At 38.7% G+C, this 22,143-nt stretch carries 22 protein-coding genes; 12 read left to right on the top strand and 10 right to left on the bottom strand.

The genetic code is table 11. The annotated features are described in order from the left end of the window. Window positions 1–58: 58 nt before the first annotated feature. Genes IEE83_RS02115 through IEE83_RS02090 form a run of 6 tightly spaced genes read right to left on the bottom strand, consistent with a single transcriptional unit; the run spans window position 59 to window position 6,828 of the window. Window positions 59–1,759: a hypothetical protein gene (locus IEE83_RS02115; RefSeq protein WP_310588462.1), complete on the bottom strand. Its 1,701-nt coding sequence runs from the start codon at window positions 1,757–1,759 to the stop codon at window positions 59–61. After that, complete coding sequence (locus IEE83_RS02110) at window positions 1,756–3,120, bottom strand: DUF6056 family protein (protein WP_228101642.1); 1,365 nt, start codon at window positions 3,118–3,120, stop codon at window positions 1,756–1,758. Before IEE83_RS02110 ends, IEE83_RS02115 begins: the two co-directional genes overlap by 4 nt. 40 nt (window positions 3,121–3,160) lie before the next feature. Further along, on the bottom strand, window positions 3,161–4,111 hold the full coding sequence (locus IEE83_RS02105) for a glycosyltransferase family 2 protein (protein ID WP_194118978.1): 951 nt from the start codon (window positions 4,109–4,111) through the stop codon (window positions 3,161–3,163). Between the two features lie 45 nt (window positions 4,112–4,156). Next, complete coding sequence (locus IEE83_RS02100) at window positions 4,157–5,065, bottom strand: DMT family transporter (RefSeq protein WP_194118977.1); 909 nt, start codon at window positions 5,063–5,065, stop codon at window positions 4,157–4,159. A gap of 4 nt (window positions 5,066–5,069) precedes the next feature. Next, on the bottom strand, window positions 5,070–6,146 hold the full coding sequence (locus IEE83_RS02095) for an LptF/LptG family permease (RefSeq protein WP_194123261.1): 1,077 nt from the start codon (window positions 6,144–6,146) through the stop codon (window positions 5,070–5,072). A gap of 19 nt (window positions 6,147–6,165) precedes the next feature. Further along, window positions 6,166–6,828, bottom strand: coding sequence for a metal-dependent transcriptional regulator (locus IEE83_RS02090; protein WP_194118976.1), 663 nt, complete (start codon window positions 6,826–6,828; stop codon window positions 6,166–6,168). Between the two features lie 149 nt (window positions 6,829–6,977). Between IEE83_RS02090 and IEE83_RS02085 the strand changes: the two genes are divergently transcribed. The 3 genes from IEE83_RS02085 (at window position 6,978) to IEE83_RS02075 (ending at window position 12,669) form a co-directional block, all read left to right on the top strand. Beyond that, window positions 6,978–8,327: an Nramp family divalent metal transporter gene (locus IEE83_RS02085; RefSeq protein ID WP_194118975.1), complete on the top strand. Its 1,350-nt coding sequence runs from the start codon at window positions 6,978–6,980 to the stop codon at window positions 8,325–8,327. A gap of 93 nt (window positions 8,328–8,420) precedes the next feature. Then, entirely contained in the window at window positions 8,421–10,364 is a 1,944-nt protein-coding gene (locus IEE83_RS02080; RefSeq protein WP_194118974.1) for a KUP/HAK/KT family potassium transporter, read from the top strand. A gap of 103 nt (window positions 10,365–10,467) precedes the next feature. Further along, window positions 10,468–12,669, top strand: a complete 2,202-nt coding sequence (locus IEE83_RS02075) for an alpha-galactosidase (RefSeq protein WP_310588461.1) — start codon at window positions 10,468–10,470, stop codon at window positions 12,667–12,669. A gap of 126 nt (window positions 12,670–12,795) precedes the next feature. Here the strand turns inward: IEE83_RS02075 and IEE83_RS02070 are convergent, their stop codons facing one another. From IEE83_RS02070 to IEE83_RS02055, 4 genes are all read right to left on the bottom strand, one after another. After that, entirely contained in the window at window positions 12,796–13,122 is a 327-nt protein-coding gene (locus tag IEE83_RS02070) for a type II toxin-antitoxin system RelE/ParE family toxin (RefSeq protein ID WP_194118973.1), read from the bottom strand. Further along, entirely contained in the window at window positions 13,112–13,345 is a 234-nt protein-coding gene (locus IEE83_RS02065; protein WP_194118972.1) for a hypothetical protein, read from the bottom strand. The genes IEE83_RS02070 and IEE83_RS02065 overlap by 11 nt, the downstream gene beginning before the upstream one ends. A gap of 72 nt (window positions 13,346–13,417) precedes the next feature. Continuing rightward, window positions 13,418–13,939: a phosphoribosyltransferase family protein gene (locus IEE83_RS02060; protein WP_194118971.1), complete on the bottom strand. Its 522-nt coding sequence runs from the start codon at window positions 13,937–13,939 to the stop codon at window positions 13,418–13,420. A gap of 108 nt (window positions 13,940–14,047) precedes the next feature. Further along, window positions 14,048–14,764 (bottom strand): glutamine amidotransferase-related protein, encoded by a 717-nt coding sequence (locus IEE83_RS02055; RefSeq protein ID WP_194118970.1) that lies wholly within the window; start codon window positions 14,762–14,764, stop codon window positions 14,048–14,050. Between the two features lie 246 nt (window positions 14,765–15,010). Here IEE83_RS02055 and clpB point away from each other — a divergent pair, with 246 nt between their 5' ends. From clpB to IEE83_RS33505, 9 genes are all read left to right on the top strand, one after another. Next, the gene (gene clpB, locus IEE83_RS02050) at window positions 15,011–17,617 is read left to right on the top strand and encodes an ATP-dependent chaperone ClpB (protein WP_194118969.1); all 2,607 of its coding nucleotides are present in this window, start codon (window positions 15,011–15,013) and stop codon (window positions 17,615–17,617) included. Window positions 17,618–17,847: 230 nt separating this feature from the next. Then, the gene (locus IEE83_RS02045) at window positions 17,848–18,399 is read left to right on the top strand and encodes a type 1 glutamine amidotransferase domain-containing protein (RefSeq protein WP_194118968.1); all 552 of its coding nucleotides are present in this window, start codon (window positions 17,848–17,850) and stop codon (window positions 18,397–18,399) included. Window positions 18,400–18,582: 183 nt separating this feature from the next. After that, the gene (locus IEE83_RS02040) at window positions 18,583–20,085 is read left to right on the top strand and encodes an ATP-binding cassette domain-containing protein (protein WP_194118967.1); all 1,503 of its coding nucleotides are present in this window, start codon (window positions 18,583–18,585) and stop codon (window positions 20,083–20,085) included. Between the two features lie 72 nt (window positions 20,086–20,157). After that, window positions 20,158–20,460, top strand: a complete 303-nt coding sequence (locus IEE83_RS02035; RefSeq protein WP_194118966.1) for a nucleotidyltransferase family protein — start codon at window positions 20,158–20,160, stop codon at window positions 20,458–20,460. A 146-nt stretch (window positions 20,461–20,606) separates the two neighbouring features. After that, entirely contained in the window at window positions 20,607–20,783 is a 177-nt protein-coding gene (locus IEE83_RS32800) for a HepT-like ribonuclease domain-containing protein (protein WP_228101641.1), read from the top strand. Between the two features lie 236 nt (window positions 20,784–21,019). Continuing rightward, window positions 21,020–21,448 carry a DUF3276 family protein gene (locus tag IEE83_RS02025; RefSeq protein WP_194118965.1) on the top strand — a complete coding sequence of 143 codons (429 nt, stop codon included), beginning with the start codon at window positions 21,020–21,022 and terminating at the stop codon, window positions 21,446–21,448. A 45-nt stretch (window positions 21,449–21,493) separates the two neighbouring features. Further along, window positions 21,494–21,697 (top strand): hypothetical protein, encoded by a 204-nt coding sequence (locus IEE83_RS02020; RefSeq protein WP_194118964.1) that lies wholly within the window; start codon window positions 21,494–21,496, stop codon window positions 21,695–21,697. Next, complete coding sequence (locus IEE83_RS33510) at window positions 21,694–21,837, top strand: PIN domain-containing protein (RefSeq protein WP_194118963.1); 144 nt, start codon at window positions 21,694–21,696, stop codon at window positions 21,835–21,837. Before IEE83_RS02020 ends, IEE83_RS33510 begins: the two co-directional genes overlap by 4 nt. Window positions 21,838–21,944: 107 nt before the next feature. Then, window positions 21,945–22,142 carry a PIN domain-containing protein gene (locus IEE83_RS33505; RefSeq protein ID WP_194118962.1) on the top strand — a complete coding sequence of 66 codons (198 nt, stop codon included), beginning with the start codon at window positions 21,945–21,947 and terminating at the stop codon, window positions 22,140–22,142. Window position 22,143: the final 1 nt, after the last annotated feature.

Here is a 22,143-nt window from a genome sequence, read left to right as displayed (position 1 = left end):
GATTAGACAACGGTCGCAAAAATACGCCTTTAAACGAAATTTGGAATCATTGATTTATTTAAGGTATTGTAATAGTTCTCAAAATACCACCGGTAACTCCACCTTCACTTACTTTTACAACACCCAAATCGTAAGATCCGGGAAGTAGTGAAGTCAAAGGAACCTCGACATTCGAACCATTAAAATATTGTCTGAATATATTTTTTCCGGCATATTTGTTCGGTTCCAGTTTAAATAAATACAGTTGATCTTTATTTTTCACAAAGGCATACTGACCTGTATTCGAACTTAATTTGGCAGTAGAATCCTGAATCAGAATTTTTCCATCCAGCATTTTAGCCGAAATATCAAAATTTGCCGGAACAGGTGTTTGCAACTTTTTTATCTCTGTTACCAAATGATCTGTTTCAACAGGAAACTTATAAATATTCATTGATACCATTTCTTTCATCAGGATATCAACATATTTAGCAGCTGCTGAAAATGGTACATGACCAAGTCCATAGCCATTAAATTCCTGGTTGTATCCATTTATTGATAGATATTTCTTCCGTTCCTGAATAACCGGCAAATAACTGTAAATAGAAAAACACCAAATCAAAAGACTTAAAGCAATAGCAAGCTGAAATCCTCTTTGCTGCAAATTGATTTTGACTGTTGACGAAATAAAAGACAGATAAGCGATGATCAGGAACAAGGCCGGGTACATTTTGTAATTACTTACGATCATGACAAAAAAGCCAAATCTCGGTCTTAATAATCCGATAACCAGCGCATTCATCAACAAAAAGACCAGTATGCCTAAAAGAAATTCCTGAAAAGACTTCCGTCCTTTTTCAACGACAGAAAATGCATCAACAAAATCCGGTAATTTCTGAGCAGTGTTAAAAGTCTTTTTAAACCATGATAAAACAAGAGTCAAGAGCCAGGTGCCAACCCAGACCATCACAGCCAGCCCCATAATGACGGGAAGAACTGATCTGGTCACAATTGTTTTTTCAGGAAAAAAGTCGAACAAGCCTCCCAGAAAGGCAAAGAAACCCAGAAAAGAGAGATGTGGATATTGTTTGAAATAGGCAATACTGGATTCGTTGCCCTGAGTTGTTAAACCAAAGAAATAAAATCCAATAGCAGCAGCGCCAGTTATACACCAAATTCCAAGCCATTTATAATTCGATCTTAAAATCAGGATAACTGCGCCTGAAACCCAGACAAAAATACCATTACTCATGGAATAGGTCGCGCAAACTGCGGCCAAAAGTGCCCAGCCAAAACGATTTCTGGCCAGCAATAACATCGAAAGACTTACAAAAAAGATAACCGGCTGATGCTGAAGGCTGCAAATTGCCCAAAGAAAAACTAGATGATATTGCAGTTGAAACAACAGGAAAGGCACTGGCAAAAAATACCACCACTTTAAGTTACTATCCTTAAATGAAGTCCAGAAAAGCCACAAAGTACCGAGGGTAAAACAAGCTCCCGCGATGTGAAGAAACGTAAAATTAAGCTGCCCGGTGATGCCATAATAAAATAGGGTAACAAGCTTACCGATCACCATCCGGTGTTCGTTATTTGGCTGAAAAAGTAATCGCAAATGATCAGCAAAAGATGCGCTGTTGATCCACTGACGAAGAAAATCCGGAAAAGGATCAAAATCGTCGTACCAAGGCACATTTACGGAATTATTCAGGATGACAAATACCCAGAAAACAATGGGTATGGCCATTAAACCACCAAGCATTAATTTATTTTTATTCACTTTGTTTCTTTCATAATGATAGCCTCTTTTCCAAAATAGCCCGCCATACATTTATTCCACCAGTGTCCGCGGTTGGTGGTAATATCATCATAATAAAGTGATATCGGTCGGGTTTTTATTGGAGGCAAATAGACAATTGCATCTTTTGAATTTTGAATCAAGGCGTAACGCTCATTCGTCTCCCTGCTAAATGCGGCCGCTTTCCCTCTCAACAAATCGGAATAAATCATCTTAACATTTGCACTTCGAAAAAACGAAAACGCGATTGAGAGCACTAAAAGAGAATATAAAACTCCGTATCTGAGAAAGGATAAGCGAAACTCTCCCGTGTAACGTTGATGAAAATAATGAAAGACAACGCCGATCACATAAAACCAGCCGATCAGGAAAAATAAATAGACACAGTTGATTACACGCGGTGTCGGATCAATACCAACGCCAAAATAAGAAGGAACAATTTGCGCGGCCAGAATGCCAATATACAATGCAACTGCAAACCAAACGGGCATCGAGAAATAATTTCTTGCACCTACGGAAATCTTGGAAAGCACAATGAGCCAGGCCAGAGAGAAGATAAGCAATGGCGTCTTTGTAATCCAGCCAATACTCAATTCTGCCAGTTTTTTGAAAGACGACACAACTGAAAATACCACGTTGCCACCCATCGGATTTCCGCCCATACGTGCGGCATTACCAGGAGAACTAAACAAGAAATAGCCGGATAAAATGGTGACAATCAATAGACTGATCATCAATCCATCAATTTTACGATGGAAAATAATTCGGTAAAACCATAAGGCGGCTACCAACAAAAAGATGATTAACAAGTTGGTTTCACTGCTCCCAATGATGGCAAAAACAAAAAAGTTAGCCAGCGTTGCCAGCAGCATTTTTTTAGTATCCTGCCGATACCAGTCCAGAACGACGCAAACCCAAAATAACGTAAGAATATTAGGGACGGTGTAGGTTACGAAAGCGGCCATCCAGTAAAATCCTTCAACAATACTTGGCATTTTTAGTATGTAAAGGAAAAATACAACACCGGCAAAACCAAGGTGCGCAGCCCGGGACAATGTAGGCGTCAAATGCCTGAACAAGCTGTAAAATGCAAAGATAAATCCTGATAAAAGGACAACTGGCCAAATTTTGAAACCAATAATGGAATGAACAATTAAAGGATTTGAGTGATTGAGAAAAATACCGAAATACCGTCCCGTCCAGCCCGAATAATAAAAATTCATCGCTTCGAGCCAGCTGTATTTAAAAACCGTATCGATGTAGCAATAATCGTCGGCAGGAGATGGATGATTAAAATACGATAGTGCCAGCAAAGGTATAAGCACGCTTAATAATAAAAGCATGTTTATCGAATTGCCAACTGTGCGGTATTTTTTATAAAATCTATTCATTAACTGTTTTTTCAATGATGTAGCGTGGACGACCTTTTACTTCTTCATAAATTTTCCCGATGTACTCGCCGATTAATCCCAGTGCCATCATATTGGAGCCACTGAAAAAAGTAAGTGGTAACATGGTTGAAGTCCATCCCGGAACTGTGTGTCCGATGATGTAGGAAAAGAAAATATAGGCGACAATAACCATGGCGACCATAAAATTAAATACGCCAAAATAAAGTACAAGCCGCATCGGAAAGGTAGAAAAGGAAGTGATCCCGTTCCAGGCGAAAAGCAACATTTTACTTAACGGATATTTCGTTTCCCCGGCGGTACGTTCCAGACGATTGTAAATTACCTTGTCGTTGCGAAAACCGACAAGCGGAACAATACCGCGAAGAAACATATTTATTTCCTTGAAGTTGCCAAGTTCCTGAAGTACCCGGCGATCCATTAAACGAAAATCTGCGTGGTTAAAAACCACTGGAACGCCCATTTTCTGCATGATCACATAAAAACTCTCTGCTGATACACGTTTGAACCACGTATCCGAACTTCTGTCGCCTCTTACACCGTAAACGACCATGGCACCTTCACGGTGTTTTTCAATCATGGAAGTAATGGCATTTATATCGTCCTGTAAATCGGCATCGATGGTGATAAAGCAATCAAAGTCATCAATATAATTTTCCAAACCCGCCATGATTGCGCTTTGATGACCGAAATTTCTGGAAAGTTTGACACCAATAATCGTGTCGTCTTTGCTGCAAAGTTCTTCAATGATATCCCAGGTTTTGTCCCGGCTGCCGTCATTAACAAAGCAGATTTTACTATCGGCCGCTATAAGTCCCCGCTCCTTGATACCAGCATAATAAGCTTTAAGCGTTGAATAGGTCAGATTCAAAATCGCTTCCTCATTGTAACATGGTACTACTAAAAGTAAACGGGATAAATTCATGTGTTCAAATTTGTTGATGCGACAAAAATAGTAGTAATATGTTAATTAAGTAGTTTTCGTTCGTTTTTGAAATGTTCTTCCATTCAGGATGGGGTACAAAAGTACTGCGAGCAGGATTAAAATTGTACCCAGATAAAAACCTTGTGTCATCCTCTCCTTTTCTCCAAAATAGAAAAAAGCCAGCGCGATTCCATAAACCGGTTCAAGGTTGATTGTCAGGTTAATAAGATAGGCTGAGAACTGTTTCATGAGCTGCGTAGCCATCGTACTTGCATACACGGTACAGATCCAGGCAAGAAATAAAATCCATATCCAGTCCTGCCCTTTTGGCCAAACCGGCATATTATTGGTCCATCCCCGGGATTCTGCAACAATCAGAAATAACAAAGAAAATAAACTTGCCCCGACCATTTCGTAAAATGTTATGGTAAAAGCATCAATTCGCTGTACGAATCTGCTGTTTGCCACGGTGAACATCGCAGCTAATAACGCTGATGCAAGAGCCAGGCCAAGTCCTAAGGCATGATCAAATTCAAATTTAAAAACGACATACAATCCGGCGAAGGCCAATATTCCCAAGCCAACTTCCAAAGGCTTTATCGGGCGACGGTTCACCAAAGGTTCAATCAAACTGGTCCAGAGGGATGTCGTAGCCATTCCGGCCAGACAAACCGATGCAGTCGAAACACGGGCAGCGGCAAAAAAAAGTATCCAGTGAGAAGATAAAATACATCCTACAAAAAACATCCGGCGAAGATCTGCGCCTGTTACATCAAATTTCTTTTTCTTAACCAACATCACAACAGCCAAGCCCAAACCTGCCAGAAATGTTCTGTAAAAAACAAGTGCAATCGGAGAAATCGAAACCATGAGGCCAACTATCGCTGTAAAACCCCAGATCAGCACTAAAAAATGCAGATGGAGATAAGATCTGAAAGTTGTTGTGGTGAACATAAAATTATCTTGGTAATGTTTTATACAACAACAATCCAATGAACGAAAACACAATATTTGGCAGCCATACCGCAAATAAAGTACTCACAGTTCCTGCTTCGGCCACTCCTTTTGACAACAGGAAAAACAGAATATAGATAAACGCCAGCATAAAACCGAGGGCAATTTGCCAACCCACTCCTCGCCTGCTTTTCCGCGCAGATACAATTACACCGATCGAAGTCAGGATTAAAATGGCAAAAGGCTGGGTAAAGCGCACATATTTTTCAATCAGGTAAACTTCCAGTCCATCAGCTCCCCGGCTTCGCAAAAGTGCAATGTAGGTATTGAGTTCAGGTAGGGTGAAAGTTTCGTAAAGGTTATAATTACTTTCAAAATCCTTGGGAAACAAATTGATCGTCGTATCCATATCTTTTGGATAAGTGAGCGTTTCTTTCAGGTTGTCAATCGTCCTGACCTGCACATTCTGAAGTGTCCATTTTTTCTTTTTATCCTGCCAAACGATTTTGTCGGCAGACAATTTTTGAAGAAGTTTATTTCCTTTGATTGTTTCCATTGTGAATTTATTCCCGGTCTTTGCAGCTGTATTGTAGCTTTCAAGATAGGCATAAACATCAGGAGCAATCGTTATATGCACATTACGTCCACTGAAAGTATATTCGTTTTTTACATAAGTTTTTTCAAAAGTATTGCGGATTTTATTTGCCTTTGGTAAAATCCACCCCACCTGAACAAATGTAACAGCCCCCAGTACCACAGCGCCAATCAGATAAGGAAATAAAATCCGGCCAAAACTTATTCCACTGCTAAGCATGGCCACAATTTCCGTCCGGGCTGCAATCCTGGATGTAAAAAAAACTGTTGCAATAAAAACCATCAGCGGACTGATGTAATTAATCCAGTAAGGAATCAGGTTGAGGTAATAATCAATCAGGATTTCATTAATAGGCGCTTTCTTTTCAAGAAAATCGTCCACCTTCTCTGTATAGTCGATCATACAAATGATCAGTACGATCACAAAGGCTACGAAAAAATAAGTAATCAGGAAATTCTTGATCAGATAACGATCTAATATTTTCAATCTCATGGCTGGGAAAGTCTCATCGGCGTTGTACTAGTAAATTTTTAGAAACCTCAAGACTTATAAATAACGTTTGTTTATCATCAATCTGTACAGAAGCAGATTTATCATATTCATTAATTTCTTTTATCTCCAAAATACATCCAAGCGTAATTCCCGCTCTGTCAAGATGCTGCAAAAACGAAGGTGCGTGATCCAAAACACCCATCATTCTTACTTTTTCACCCATTTCAACATCGGTTAGAATCAGGTAATCAGGTTCTGTAAGGTTACCTTTTGAGTCAGGAATCGGGTCGCCGTGCGGATCAAAACGGGGATGACCCAGAAATGCATCCAGACGCTCTACCAGATGATCTGACGGAATATGTTCAAGTTCTTCTGCAATATCATGCACCTCATCCCAGCCAAAACCAAGTTTTTCAACCAGAAACACTTCCCAAAGGCGATGTTTACGGATTACATTGATCGCAACTTTCTCTCCGGATTCCGTTAATCTCACGCCCTGATACTTTTTATAATGTATCAATCCCTTTTCCGCAAGCTTGCGCAGCATATCCGTCACGGATGCAGCACGCGTGGAAGTACTTTCTGCCAAAGCATTGGTACTTACTTCAAGCCCTTCACGCCCTGAAAGTGCGTGAATAATTTTTAAATAATTTTCTTCTGTGAAGGAGTTCTGCATCGTATGTTTATCCCAAAACCTCAATATGTCAGCAAAAGTACAATTTACTAATCGGATTTAAAAAAATTTAGATTAACCTAAAAATTGATTTAAGATTTCTCTATCTTTGTTTTCAATAAACCAAATTGTTTATTTTAGACATTCGAAAAATGTTTGACAATTTAACTACAAGGGATTCATTGCTTAGAAACATCACAGACGATACCAATAAACTTGCTTCGTTATCGGAAGTTCACGCTTCAATAAACATTCCAGAAGGCGCCGGCTTCTGGAAAAAACTTATGGCATTTACTGGTCCTGGTCTGATGGTGGCTGTCGGATATATCGATCCGGGCAACTGGGCGACGGATATTGAAGGCGGTTCCCGTTTTGGATATACTTTACTTACGGTTATTCTGGTCTCCAATTTATTTGCCATGCTTTTGCAGCATCTGGCTTTAAAACTGGGAATTGCATCAGGTCGTGATCTGGCTCAGGCTTGCCGGGATTATTATTCCAAACCAGTTTCTGTTGTATTATGGATATTATCTGAAATCGCCATTGCAGCAACAGATCTTGCCGAAGTGATCGGATCTGCAATCGCGCTAAATTTATTGTTTGGTCTGCCTTTAACGGTCGGGATTGTTTTCACATCGCTTGATGTGCTGCTTGTTTTATATTTCCAGCAAAAAGGATTCAGGATTATAGAAAGTATCGTCGGTGCTTTGATGGGGATTATTTTATTAAGCTTTATATACGAAATGATTGTTTCGGAGCCATCTCTTTCCGGTATCGCCGGTGGACTTTTGCCTAAACTAGAAATTGTCACAAACCCGGGAATGCTATATATCGCGATTGGAATTCTGGGCGCGACCGTGATGCCGCATAATTTATATCTGCATTCAAGCATTGTACAAACCAGGAATTTCAAAAGAGACGAAGAAGGGAAAAAGACGGCAATTAAATTTGCTACCATCGACTCAACCGTTTCGCTCGGACTTGCATTTTTTATTAATGCGTCAATTTTAATTCTTGCCGCCGCTGCATTTCATACAAATGGCCATCGGGAAGTTGCTGATATTACAGATGCTTATCATTTGCTTGATCCTGTGCTAGGTGTGAGTATGGCGGGAATTTTCTTTGCGTTGGCATTACTCGCATCCGGACAAAGTTCAACATTGACCGGCACATTGGCAGGCCAAATTGTGATGGAAGGTTTTTTGAATATTCGTCTAAAACCGTGGATACGCCGGCTGATTACAAGAGCCATTGCAATCATTCCTGCATTAATTGTTACCTCACTTTATGGTGAAAAAGGTATGGCAGAATTACTGGTTTTCAGCCAGGTTATATTGTCTCTTCAATTAAGTTTTGCTGTGGTACCTTTGGTACTTTTTACTTCAAATAAGAAGATTATGGGAAATTTTGCCAATTCAAGAAGTATGGCAATTCTCAGCTGGGTTATCACCTCAATTATCATTGTATTAAATGGTTATCTGCTATTCCGGACACTTTTTTAGCTACACGTAACCAGTAAAAAATTAAATTTCGGCCTACAAGTACCTTCTTTGCCTGCGGTTTCCTAACTTTCGCTGTTTTTAGAACAAAAATGAATGGAACCCAAACACAACTTTGATAAAATTTCTGCTGCCGGTATTCTTGTTGCATTCGGAATTATTTATGGAGACATAGGTACATCGCCGCTTTATGTAATGCAGGCCATTATTGGCAAAGAAGTTATCACAGACGAAATCATTTACGGTGCCCTCTCCTGCATCGTATGGACTTTGACTTTACAAACCACAGTAAAATACGTAATCCTGATACTTCGCGCAGATAACCGTGGTGAAGGCGGGATTTTTGCTTTGTATGCGCTGGTACGGAAACATGCACGCTGGCTGACAGTTCCGGCTGTTATTGGCGGCAGTACGCTTTTGGCTGATGGAATTATCACTCCGCCAATTTCTGTTTCTTCTGCCGTTGAAGGACTTCGGATTCTTTATCCAAATATTCAAACTATACCGATTGTTATCGCAATTCTTACAGGAATTTTCCTGATCCAGGCTTTCGGAACAAAAATCGTGGGACGCGCTTTTGGGCCAATTATGATCACCTGGTTTTCGATGCTTGGCGTATTGGGATTGTATCAGGTATTGGGTCATCCGGAAATATTCAAGGCATTAAATCCAATGTACGGATACAAATTGCTAACCCAACATCCGGGTGGATTCTGGATGTTGGGTGCCGTTTTTCTTTGTACAACGGGAGCCGAAGCCTTATATACTGACCTTGGACATTGCGGTCGTGCGAACATCCGCGTAAGCTGGGTGTTTGTAAAAATTTGTCTTGTACTTAATTATTTTGGTCAAGGTGCCTGGTTGCTTTCGGAAGTTGGAAATCTGCTTGCTGAACGTAAACCATTTTATGAAGTAATGCCGGATTGGTGGTTGCTCCCGGGAATTGTCATCGCTACTTCGGCTGCAATTATTGCCAGTCAGGCTTTAATTTCAGGTTCTTTTACATTGATTTCAGAAGCAATTCGTCTGAATTTCTGGCCAAAAGTTCGTCTGGTTTATCCAAGTGATCAAAAAGGACAATTATATGTTCCGAGTGTCAACTGGCTTTTGTGGCTGGGCTGTATGGTGGTGGTATTTTATTTCAAAGAATCTTCCAACATGGAAGCGGCTTATGGACTTGCAATTACTGCAACCATGATCATGACCACAATTCTTTTCTCTTATTATTTGTATTTGAAAAGGGTGAACTTGTGGATTGTGATTGTGTTTATGCTTCTTTATTTATCCATCGAAGGACTTTTCCTTGGCGCCAATTTATTGAAATTTACGCACGGCGGCTGGTTCACGATCATGGTTGGCGTAATGGTAGCGGGTTTGATGTCAGTCTGGCTTCGTGCTTTTTATATCAAATTACGTTTGACAGAATATACCAAACTTGAATCCTATTTGCCTGCATTGAAGGAATTGAGCCGTGATATCAGTATTCCAAAATATACCACGCATTTGGTTTTCATGACCAATGCTTCCCGTGTTTCAGAAATTGAGACAAAAGTGGTTTATTCTATTTTTCAAAAACGACCGAAACGTGCTGATATTTACTGGTTTATTCACGTTGACACCACCGATGATCCGTATACAATGGAATATAAGGTTAACACGATCGACGATGATGAAACGGTAATTAAAGTCAATTTCAAACTTGGATTCAGGGTTGAACAGCGCATTAACCTCTTTTTCAGAAAAGTTGTGGAAGATATGGTGATGAACAAAGAAGTGGATATTACCAGTCGGTATGAATCACTTAGTCGCCAGAATGTTACCGGGGATTTCCGTTTTGTAGTTTTGGAACGTTTCCTTTCTTTTGAAAATGACCTGCCGTTTATTGAGCAAATGGTTATGAAAACTTATTTCTTCGTCAAAGATTTCACAACACCGGAAGATAAATGGTTTGGTCTGGACAGCAGTTCTGTAAAAATTGAAAAAGTGCCACTTATTATCCGTCCGGTTGAAAATGTAAAATTGAGACGGGTTTACGTTTAGAAATTTGAATTATAAATAATATTAAAGGATCAATATTTCTCAGTATGATTGAGCGGTATTGATCCTTTTGCTATATCATCAATTAATTTTTAATCTTATCGTTGTGCATAAAAAAATTATCCACTCCCTCATTCTCATCGTTATGGGAACCGCTTCCTATGCCCAGAATCAACAAATCGTCATCCCGATAGAAACCAGACAAAACGCTTTGGTACTTCAAACAGATAAAGAAACCCATCTTGGGATTATCTATTTTGGAAAGAAATTAAGTCAATCAGCTGAATATAAATCCATCCCCTTACAAAGCCGACAGCATGACGGAAACGCCGGTATTTACAATTCCGCTTATACGCCGTCTGGCACCTGGAGTATTTCAGAACCTGCCCTTCAACTGACACACGGCGATGGCAATAAATCGCTGGATCTGGTTTATGTAAGCCATAAAACGACAAAAGAAAATGATAATGTAAGTATTACAAGTATTATTCTAAAAGATCCTGTTTACGCAGTAGAAGTGACGCTTTTTTATAAAACCTACTTTCAGGAAAATGTAGTGGAACAGTGGAGTTTAATTAAAAGTGAAGAAAAGAATCCGGTAACACTGCAAAAATATGCTTCTGCGAATCTTTATTTCATAGCAAAAGATTATTACCTGACACATTATAACGGAACATGGGCGAAGGAAATGAATCCGGAGGAAGAATTGTTGACAGCAGGAATTCGTGTTTTAGATTCAAAATTGGGAACACGTGCCAACCTTTTCCAGCCTCCAAGTTTTTCACTTTCTTTTGACAAGCCTGCGACAGAAACAGAAGGTAAAGTTTTACTGGGGACATTGGCCTGGTCAGGCAATTTCAAGATGGATTTTGAAGTTGATTCTTATCATAATTTAAGATTGATCGCCGGAATAAATCCATATGCTTCGGAATATCCGCTCGCTTCAAAACAAGAATTTAAAACTCCTTCTTTTATCTATACTTTCTCCGAAAATGGAAAAGGTGAAGCGAGTCGTAACCTGCATAACTGGGCCAGAAAATATAGAATTCTGGATGGTGAAGGAACCAGAATGACACTTTTGAACAACTGGGAGGCTACTTATTTTGACTTTAATGAAGATAAGCTTTCTGAACTTTTCAAAGATGGAAAGAAATTAGGCGTTGATTTATTTTTATTGGATGATGGCTGGTTTGCCAATAAATATCCAAGAAATAGCGATCAGGCTGGATTGGGCGATTGGCAGGAAAACGTTAAAAAATTGCCCCACGGAATTGGTTACCTAGTCAAAGAAGCACAAAAAACAGGAATAAAATTCGGGATTTGGGTAGAGCCGGAAATGGTTGATCCTAAAAGTGAATTATACGAAAAACATCCTGAATGGGTGGTCAAACAACCACAACGTCCGGAACATTACATGAGAAACCAGCTTCCTCTTGATTTGTCAAATCCGGAAGTTCAGAATTTTGTTTTTGGAATTTTGGATAAGCTGTTCACAGAAAATCCGGATATCGCTTATATCAAATGGGATTGTAATGCGATCACTTTCAACGCCTATTCCCCTTATCTTGAAAAAACGAAGCAAAAACAATCACAGTTTTATGTTGATTATGTAAAAGGATTGTATAAAGTTTTGGAAAAGCTGCGTGCGAAATATCCAAAAGTACCCATGATGCTTTGCTCAGGAGGAGGCGGTCGTGTAGATTATGAAGCACTTAAATATTTCACAGAATTCTGGCCAAGTGATAATACTGATCCGTTGGAAAGAATCTTTATGCAGTGGGAATATTCTTACTTTTTCCCGGCGATCGCACAAAGTGCTCACGTGACAGATTGGGGAAAACAACCTTTAAAATTCCGTACGGATGTGGCGATGATGGGCCGTTTGGGTTATGATATTGTAGTAAGCCATTTGAACGAAAAAGATTTAAAATTCAGTCAGCAGGCTGTTGCAAGCTACAATTCAGTGAAAGATGTAATTTTCCAGGGTGATCTTTTCCGGTTGGTTGATCCTACGAAAAACAGCTACGCTGCATTGATGTTTGCTGCAAAAAATAAATCCAAAGCGATTCTGTTTTCCTATTTAGTCGGCAACAGAAATGGTGACGGCTCAGATACGCCTTTCCGTCTTGAAGGTTTGGATGGTACTAAAAATTACAAGGTCAAAGAATTGAATTTATATCCTGAAACGAAATCTGCACTGAAAGAAGATCAAATTTATTCAGGGGAATATTTAATGACGGTTGGATTTAATCCGGTTGTGAATGCGAGGAGAACCAGTGTGGTTGTGGAGATTGAGGTGGTGCCGTAGGGGCGACCCTTGTGGTCGCCCGGAATAAATAACCATGTTGTTTTATTGAAATACAGATAAAATAACAACTTGATAAGTTCAGAATGAAATAAGTTTCCGATTCTAAATCAATCGGAAACTTATTTTTCATTCAATTGACTTAAATATTTCCTCCAACTCTTTATTTGTGATATTGCTCTTTTCCGACTTATCATAAATTGAAGTTAAATACACTTCCGAATCAATTATCCTGACATAGGTAATTATCCTTGCTCCTCCGGATTTACCTTTTCCTTTTGAATGAATCGCTAACCGGATTTTGTAAAAATTATTTCCAAGAGCTTTTCCTTGATCAGGATAACTAGCCAGATTTTCAAATAATTCTGCTAACTCTTTTTTTAGCGAAGGATATTTTTTGGCAAGTCTTTTTGCCTGTTTTTCAAAAAGTGGTATTACTAGTACATTATAGCTCATCTAGAAGGGATTGTGCCGGACGAGCTTTTAGTTTTCTCTCTTCAACCAATTTTAATTCAAGAAGTGCTTCTTTGATTTCTCCTAATAATTGTTTTTTTGAAGGCTCGTCGTCTTCAAGATCAGCAAGATCCTTATATTGCTTTTTTAGTTTATCCCATTCTCCAATTGGAATAAAAACTCCCGTGGCTTTACCGTTGCTATCTTGAATTACTTGTAATCCCATCTTTTTCTGAAATTTGGTTAGCCTTAATGAATTTGGATAATACTTAGAACTGGGCGACCACAAGGGTCGCCCCTACCTGAGATAAACCCCTTCTTCGGATGGACGGCTCAGGATTACTTCTACCCTTTCGCTGATCGTCGTGCTTAATGAATAGCCTACATAATTGGCAGATACAGGGAATAAATGATGTTCACGATCCACAATCACGGCAACCTGCAATTTTTTCATGCGCACTTTCAAAAACGGTTCAAGTGCAAAAGCCAATGTCCGACCGGTATTTAAAACATCATCCACAACCACGGCAACCTGATTTTCTAATTGCACAGAGTCGTCGTCAAAATGGATTTCACTTTGCCAGTGAATTGTTTTGTCAAAACGAAGCTCAACCAGTTTCACGTCCAAGGGTGAAATCGATCTTAACTCGTCTGTCAGGATTTTGGCAAATTGATATCCTTCTCCTACGATCCCCGCAATGATAATGCTGCTTTCTTCAAAATTCTGCTCATATATTTCAAAAGCAATCCGACGGACTTTCTGACGGGTTTGCAGTGAAGTTAATATTTGTCGGTGTGTATCTATATTCGTAATTTCCATAAGCATGTCTTTCAAAATATTCGGGGTTCCCGTCTTTTATACTTCTTGTCTATTTTCTTGTAAAAATCTTATAATCTTCTGACAAGAAAAAATTATAACAAATAATAGCTATTTCTTAATCTTACTTGCCTCCGCAAAATTGACAATCCATTGAGCAAACAATTTTTCAGAAGTTGGCAATTCCAGACTCATGATACCCATTTCAACTTTTCGTTCACCGATTCTTTCAACTCTCAATTCCATTAACGCTTTGTCATACAGCTTTGGAAATTCCGGGTGCGCTTGTATTCCCAGCATTGTTTCTCCAACCTGAAACATGGCGTTTGGACAATCAGGAGTTTGTGCCAATAAAATAGCTTCCGAAGGTAATTTCAAAACCTGATCCTGACACATCATTAAAAGATTGAAAAATGACGACGGCGGCCGCATCCAATTTTGAGATTTTAGTGTTTCAAAAGTATGCACACCCACACACCAGCCAACATCCGATTTTCTCACTTCACCACCTAGTGCCTCACCAAGAATCTGATGCCCAAAACAAACACCAATGTATGTTTTTCCTGCCTGATGAATTTCCCTCACAAATTCTTTCAAATTCTCAATCCATTTATCTCCGTCATACACAGAAGATTTTGAACCAGTACAAATGTAAACGTCACAATCATCAACCGAAGAAGGGAAATATCCGTTACAAACATTAAAAAAATCAAACTGCCATTCAGGCGCAATCGGTGTGAACAATGCAGGAAACATTTGTCGGTAATCACCGGCTATCGGTAAAAGCTCTTCCCGAACATGATCACACTCTAAAAGACCAATTTTCATTGAAAATAAATGATTAATTTATCACCGAAATTTCGGCTTTAAAATTCCGTTAAAATTAAGCATATAAAAAAAGATTTGAAATGAAATCTAAACAATTACCACCAATGCCGAAAAAGTACCTATATATGACTTTTTGACGTATATTCTCAATAAAAATTGTAAAATGCGACATTATTTCCGATTTCAAAGTCAGGCACACTGTTTGACGAAATAGTATTGTTATTAATTTATCAACTAAACACCGCCATGAACTTTAACCAATATACAATCAAGGCGCAGGAAATAATACAGCACGCAGCACAAATGGCTCAGGGCAACCAACAGCAAGCCATTGAAACGGGTCATGTTGTTAAATCCATTTTGGAGGAAGATCCAAATACGTCTCAGTTTATTCTTAACCATTTAAATATTAGTGCAGATGTTTTAAACAGCCGTCTGCAAAAAATACTTGACAGTTATCCTCGTGTTAGTGGAACGAACCAGGCTTTTTTAGGCAATGATCTGACAGCTGCTACCTCGAAAGCACAAAATTATCTGAAAGAATTTGGTGACGAATTCATTAGCATTGAGCTTCTTTTATTGGGAATTCTTAGTGGAAAAGATTCCACAGCTACCATGATGAAGGAAGTTGGATTTAAGGAGAAAGAACTCATAAATGCCATTAAAGAACTTAGAGGTAAAAATAATCCCGTGAAAGATCAAAACGCAGAAGCTAAATACCGTTCGCTGGAACGATACAGTAAAAACCTCAATGAGCTTGCCAAAGCAGGTAAAATTGATCCGGTGATTGGCCGGGACGAAGAAATCAGGCGGGTTTTGCAAATATTGAGTCGCCGTACAAAAAACAATCCGATCCTGCTTGGAGAACCTGGGGTTGGGAAAACTGCGATTGTAGAAGGACTTGCCCAAAGGATCGTTCAGGGTGATGTTCCTGAAAATTTGAAATCAAAAATAATTGCCTCTCTTGATATGGGCTTGCTGATCGCGGGTGCCAAATATAAAGGAGAATTTGAAGAACGTCTGAAAGCGGTTATCAAAGAAGTGACCGATTCGGAAGGCGAAATCGTATTGTTCATTGACGAGATTCATACATTAATCGGTGCAGGTGGCGGCGGAGAAGGTGCTATGGACGCAGCAAATTTGTTGAAACCAGCTTTGGCCCGTGGTGAATTGCATGCAATCGGTGCGACAACACTGAAAGAATATCAAAAATACATGGAGAAGGATAAAGCTCTGGAACGTCGTTTCCAGGCTGTGATGGTAGATGAGCCAAATATTCCTGACGCCATCAGCATTCTTCGTGGTATTAAAGAAAAATATGAATTGCATCATGGTGTAAGAATTCAGGATGATGCGGTGATTGCGGCAGTTGAACTTTCAACCCGTTATATCAGCGACCGTTTTTTACCTGATAAGGCGATTGACTTAATGGATGAAGCCGCTTCAAAATTGCGTCTGGAAATGGATAGCGTTCCGGAAGAATTGGATGAGCTGAACCGTAAAGTGATGCAGCTTGAAATTGAGCGTGAAGCCATTCGTCGTGAAAATAATAAGGAAAAAGAAACAATTTTAAATAAAGAAATCGCTGACCTTAGTGAAAGACGGAATAGCCTGAAAGCACTTTGGGAAAATGAAAAAGGCAAGGTCAACGAAGTTCGTACTTTAAAAGAACAACTTGAACAATTACGTCTGGAAGCTGAACAAGCAGAAAGGAGCGGTGATTTTGGTAAAGTTGCTGAAATAAGATACGGCCGTATTCCTGAAACTAACAAACGTCTTGAAGAATTGCAGGCTTCGGAAAATGCGGAAAGCCTGATGCAGGAAGAAGTTACGCCGGAAGAAATTGCAGAAGTTGTAGCAAAATGGACAGGAATTCCTGTCAGCAAAATGCTGCAAAGTGACAGAGAAAAACTCTTGCATCTGGAAGATCATTTGCATCAACGTGTAGCGGGACAAGAGGAAGCGATTACTTTGGTATCTGATGCTGTTCGCCGTAGCCGTGCCGGTTTGCAGGATTCAAAACGTCCTTTGGGAAGTTTCCTTTTCCTTGGACCAACCGGTGTAGGTAAAACCGAATTGGCAAAAACACTCGCTGAATATTTGTTCAATGACGAAAATGCGATGGTTCGTATCGACATGAGCGAGTACCAGGAACGTCATGCAGTAAGCCGTCTGGTTGGAGCGCCTCCGGGTTATGTGGGTTATGATGAAGGCGGACAATTAACCGAAGCCGTTCGCCGGAAACCTTACAGCGTCATTCTTTTGGATGAGATTGAAAAAGCGCATCCCGACGTCTGGAATATTCTTTTGCAGGTTTTGGATGAAGGTCGTTTGACTGATAATAAAGGCCGCGTAGCAAATTTCAAAAACACGATCATCATTATGACTTCAAATATCGGAAGCCATATTATCCAGGAAAAATTTGCAGAAGACGAAGGCTGGAACCATGCATTGATTGTTGAAGAAGCTAAACAAGGCGTTCTTGATTTGTTGAAAGCTTCGGTTCGTCCAGAGTTTTTAAACCGGATTGATGAGATCGTTCTATTTGAACCATTATCAATGAAAAATATTCGGAAAATTGTTGATATCCAGTTCAAAGGAATTCAGAAAATGTTGCTTGAACAAGGCATCACATTAGATTCCAGCGAAGAAGCACTTACCAAATTGGGAGAAGAAGGTTTTGATCCTGCTTTTGGTGCCCGTCCTTTGAAAAGAGTATTGCAACGTAAAATTTTAAACGAACTTTCAAAAGGAATTTTGAGCGGTCAGGTTGCAAAAGATTCAGTGATCATGATGGAGCTTAACTCCGACGGCGATCTGATTTTTGAAAACGTCGGTAGTGTAGAAATATAATTTTAGTCAAATTCAGATTATTTAAGAGCGCAGCAAATTTTGTTGCGCTCTTTCTTTTACTTATCTGTGATTTTTTGTAACTTAACAATCAATCAGTTAGTCTCCTATGTGAAAGACCTTTCAGGTCTTGAAATAAAAAATCTTCACTTATTTCAATTTTCTCTTGGCATATTATTTGTGATCATTAATTTATTAAAAATTTTCATGCAATAATTCAAATTAATATAATCATGGACTCGACATCAAATGTAATCAAGGTTGCCATTTTGGTAGCCGACGGATTTGAACAGGTGGAAATGACATGTCCGAGGGAGGCTCTGGACAAAAATGGTGCGACGACCCATATTATATCACCTAATAAGGATTCAGTAAAAGGTTGGAACCATGTAGATTGGGGTGGAACGCATAAAGTAGATGTACCGCTAGATAATGCAAGAGCAGATTATTATGACGCTTTGGTTATCCCGGGCGGTGTGATGGGTGTGGATGCCTTACGAACTAATACAAAAGCAATTGAATTTGTTCGTTCATTTTTCATGAATCATAAGCCGGTGGCAGCTATATGTCACGGTCCGCAGATTTTGATTGACGCAGATGTAGTTTTGGGTAGAACCTTGACTTCCAATGCTGCGATTAAAAATGATCTGGAAAATGCCGGAGCAATCTGGACCGACAATAATGTAACAACTGACAACAGTTTGGTAACCAGCAGAAAAACGGATGACTTACCCGCTTTTATCAATCAAATGATGAAAGAGTTTAATATGGAATTGCACCAGTGACATCGTAATTTCAAAATAAATTATCTGGTCAAGCACCTGATTCCGCGAAAAGTTGAGTCGGGTGTTTTCTTTTATAGGCCACTTCTCCTTTTGATTCTTATCAAACTTCACAATCTTTGTTCCCAAAATGTAACCGGCCGAATATAGCCGTCGCGGAAGATTAATTTGATTTGAGTATTCCTTATGAGCCAGCTGTCATTAGAAAATATTTTTGTAAAAAAGTACGATACCACAGTATTAACAAATCTGAACTGGAAAATAAAATCCGGACAACACTGGGCTATAATCGGACCGAATGGATCAGGAAAAACTACGTTACTCGATATTATCGCCGGAAAATGGCCGGTGGCCAAAGGCAAATTAAGTTACGGATTCGATCAGCCGGTTCGTGAGATTATTGAATTTGTACCCAATGACTATTCCTTCAATCGAATCGTAAGTGCAGGAGCAGAATATTATCAGCAGCGTTTTCATGCTTATGAAGCGGAAAGAGCGCCATCTGTAAGAGCAATTTTGACAGATCAATTGAAACCTGTCGGAACTGTAAATGACAATTCGGTTCAGCTTGCACCATCAAAAGTAAATGAAGAGCAATTAAAAAAAGTGAGTGAATTGTTATCCATTTCCCATTTGCTAGACCACCCTTTTGTCACATTATCCAATGGAGAAACCCGACGGATGTTATTAGCAAAATCGCTGTTAAAACATCCTAAAATATTACTTCTGGATCATCCGTTCAGCGGACTTGATGTTCATTCGCGTGAAGTTTTGAGAAATGCTTTGAGTGAACTGGCTCAATCCGGTGTCACAATAATCATTGCAACTTCGGCAACAGAAATTCCGCCTTGTGTTACCAATATCCTTGAAATGAATCACGGAAGTATTGAAAAATTGATTTCTGTCGGTGAATATCAGATCACAAACCATAATGTTGAAGCTTTTCCAAAACCGGACCCACAAAAACTGGCAAACTTTGGAGAACCCAATTTTAAGGATTTTGAAGTAGCCATTGACCTAAGAAATATCCGGGTTAAGTATGGCGAAGATCAAATTTTAAAAGGTATCAACTGGAAAATTAATAAAGGAGAAAAGTGGGCTTTATCCGGTGCTAACGGATCCGGAAAATCAACTTTGCTTAGCATTATCACAGCAGATAATCCACAACGTTTTGCAAATGATTTTGATTTATTTGATAAAAAACGCGGCGGGATCGGTGCTTCCATTTGGGATATCAAACAGAAAATCGGTCACGTTTCGCCTGAGCTTCATCTTTATTTTCCAAAAAATACAACTGTTTTCAAAACCATCGCATCCGGCTTTTTCGACGCGACGGGTATCTTTTTCAAAAAACTGACTGAGATCCAGATTGAACGTGTACATGAAGTTGCTGAACTTCTTCACGTACATGCGTTGATTGAAAAAGATTTCTCTCAACTATCAAAAGGCGAGCAGCGCTTGGTTTTATTGGCAAGAGCTTTGGTGAAAAATCCACCATTATTAATTCTGGATGAACCGTGTCAGGGATTGGACACCATTTCGATTGAATATTTCAAATCCGTGGTAGACGCAATTTGCGATACACCTGAACGAACGCTAATTTATGTTTCACATTACCTGAATGAAATTCCTTCCTGTGTGACGAAGTTTTTGAAATTGGAGAAGGGGGAGGTTATTGAGAATATCTAATACAATTTGTTGCCTATTAAAGAAGAAACAAATATGTATTTTTGTAATACTTTCAATATCAATTTAGAATAGATGAAAAGGCTAGAATTATACACTTCGGAGATCATTCAACTTTGTGAAACCCACAAAGTGAAAAGCTTGTATGCTTTTGGTTCAGTTCTGACTGAAAAGTTTAATAATGATAGCGATATAGATCTAATCGTTGATTTTGAAACAATTGAAATTGAAGAATATGCTGATAATTATTTCGATCTCAAATTTTCTCTTCAAGATATTCTAAAAAGACCAATCGATTTACTTGAAGAACAAGCTATCAAAAATCCATATTTCAGAAAATCCATTAACCTGCAAAGGAAACTTGTTTATGGACGATGAAATAAAAGTTTGGCTCTACGATATCTTAAATGCCGTCTCCGAGATTGAGATTTTTTTAACGATGGTCCAAAAGAATTCTTGAAATACAAGGCTGATTTAAAAACAAAAAGAGCCGTCGAACGAAACATTGAAATTATTGCGAAGCCATGAGTCGGATTCTTAAAAGAGATAAATCTATTGTGATTACCAATTCCAGAAAACTTGTTGATACAAGAAATAGAATTATTCATGCCTGTGATGCTGTTTCCGATGATATCATATGGGGAATTGTTATAAGACATCTACCAATTTTAAAACAGGAAGTTGAAAATTTGTTAAATTAAGTTGCCTGACTTCCTTTGTCTTCGGAATATCTACTTATCCTGATCAAAATACCCCTCCTATAATTACACTTATTCATACCAAAAACCAACACCAAATCCGCGCAAAAATTAGTCAACAAAGACTGATTAACAAATCTTTATGCAAAGATTGCATAAAGACTTTCCCCGACTAAAAATCTCGTTTCCACAATTTATTTTTGGGTTACATCAACAAACAAACCTTAAAATAATTTGACATGGCGGATTACAACACTATTGAAAGTTTAAAAGTTGATGCTGGAAAACGCACCTACTTTCTTGACGTTAAACAAACACGGGAACGGTTAAAATATGTAAAGATTACTGAAAGCAAACGACTCCAAGACGGTGAATTCGAAAGACATCAAATACTGATTTTTGAGGAAGATATCCACAAAATAATGGACGCATTTCAAAGTGCCCTCAAACATTTTCCTTCTTCGGAAAAAGCCATTACTAAAAGTGTAATGCAAAATTCCAAAGAACGCCATCTAAATGCTTACATGCCATGGAGCCAGGATGACGATCTTTTACTCTCAAAACTTTATCTGGAAGGAAACAGTATTAAGCAATTAATGGAAATTTTTGGTAGAAACGTCGGGTCTATAAATTCCAGATTGTCCAAACTTGGTTTCAAAGAAGGATAATCCGGACAACTTAAATTTGTTTTTTGTATATTTAAATAAAAAACCATGATCATAGAAAGAACAAAAAATGAGGTAATTTTCCGTTTACCAGTGACTGTTAATTTAGATGACTTACAGGATATGGCGGATTTGTTTGAATTTAAAGAACTCTCCAAAAACGCAACAGTTTCCCAGCAAGGAGTTGATGATTTAGTAAAAAAAATAAAAAAAGGAAGATGGACTGAAACCAAGTCTAAACTTGGCTTATGAGAATTGTAGTAGACACGAATATTGCTTTTAGCGCAATCCTTAACACTAACAGTCGAATCGCTCAAATTTTACTTTTACCTAAATCCAGATTAAACTTTTATTCAACTGAGCAATTACTAACCGAAATTAGTGAACACTGAGATAAAATCAGGAAAATTTCAGGGTATTCAGAAGAAGAATTGAACAGAATTATTCAATTAATTACAGGAAGAATCAGATTTATTAATATCAGGCTCATTCCAAGGAGGTGTACCAAAAATCTGAGAAACTGACACATGACATTGATATAGATGATACTGAATTCATAGTATTAACAGAACATGCCAAGGCAAAATTATGGAGTGGTGATAAAGAATTGTTAACAGGATTACAAAAGAAAAAATGGAATAAGTTTGTAACAACAGAAGAATTATACAAACTTATAATAAGGACAAGTAAATTTTAAT

Source organism: Dyadobacter subterraneus, assembly GCF_015221875.1.
In the GTDB taxonomy this organism is placed as follows: domain Bacteria; phylum Bacteroidota; class Bacteroidia; order Cytophagales; family Spirosomataceae; genus Dyadobacter; species Dyadobacter subterraneus.
This window is presented reverse-complemented; position numbering and strand designations above follow the sequence as displayed.

Bases quoted from the DNA above. Each gene is read 5' to 3' on its own strand.
- IEE83_RS02060 (WP_194118971.1), bottom strand. From the start codon at position 13,939: ATGGAAATTACGAATATAGATACACACCGACAAATATTAACTTCACTG.
- IEE83_RS02085 (WP_194118975.1), top strand. From the start codon at position 6,978: ATGTTTGACAATTTAACTACAAGGGATTCATTGCTTAGAAACATCACA.
- IEE83_RS02025 (WP_194118965.1), top strand. From the start codon at position 21,020: ATGGCGGATTACAACACTATTGAAAGTTTAAAAGTTGATGCTGGAAAA.
- IEE83_RS02110 (WP_228101642.1), bottom strand. From the start codon at position 3,120: ATGCTTTTATTATTAAGCGTGCTTATACCTTTGCTGGCACTATCGTAT.
- IEE83_RS02045 (WP_194118968.1), top strand. From the start codon at position 17,848: ATGGACTCGACATCAAATGTAATCAAGGTTGCCATTTTGGTAGCCGAC.
- IEE83_RS02040 (WP_194118967.1), top strand. From the start codon at position 18,583: ATGAGCCAGCTGTCATTAGAAAATATTTTTGTAAAAAAGTACGATACC.
- IEE83_RS32800 (WP_228101641.1), top strand. From the start codon at position 20,607: ATGAGTCGGATTCTTAAAAGAGATAAATCTATTGTGATTACCAATTCC.
- IEE83_RS02080 (WP_194118974.1), top strand. From the start codon at position 8,421: ATGGAACCCAAACACAACTTTGATAAAATTTCTGCTGCCGGTATTCTT.
- IEE83_RS33510 (WP_194118963.1), top strand. From the start codon at position 21,694: ATGAGAATTGTAGTAGACACGAATATTGCTTTTAGCGCAATCCTTAAC.
- IEE83_RS02035 (WP_194118966.1), top strand. From the start codon at position 20,158: ATGAAAAGGCTAGAATTATACACTTCGGAGATCATTCAACTTTGTGAA.
- IEE83_RS02055 (WP_194118970.1), bottom strand. From the start codon at position 14,764: ATGAAAATTGGTCTTTTAGAGTGTGATCATGTTCGGGAAGAGCTTTTA.
- IEE83_RS02100 (WP_194118977.1), bottom strand. From the start codon at position 5,065: ATGTTCACCACAACAACTTTCAGATCTTATCTCCATCTGCATTTTTTA.
- IEE83_RS02020 (WP_194118964.1), top strand. From the start codon at position 21,494: ATGATCATAGAAAGAACAAAAAATGAGGTAATTTTCCGTTTACCAGTG.
- IEE83_RS02065 (WP_194118972.1), bottom strand. From the start codon at position 13,345: ATGGGATTACAAGTAATTCAAGATAGCAACGGTAAAGCCACGGGAGTT.
- IEE83_RS02105 (WP_194118978.1), bottom strand. From the start codon at position 4,111: ATGAATTTATCCCGTTTACTTTTAGTAGTACCATGTTACAATGAGGAA.
- IEE83_RS02070 (WP_194118973.1), bottom strand. From the start codon at position 13,122: ATGAGCTATAATGTACTAGTAATACCACTTTTTGAAAAACAGGCAAAA.
- clpB (WP_194118969.1), top strand. From the start codon at position 15,011: ATGAACTTTAACCAATATACAATCAAGGCGCAGGAAATAATACAGCAC.
- IEE83_RS02090 (WP_194118976.1), bottom strand. From the start codon at position 6,828: ATGCAGAACTCCTTCACAGAAGAAAATTATTTAAAAATTATTCACGCA.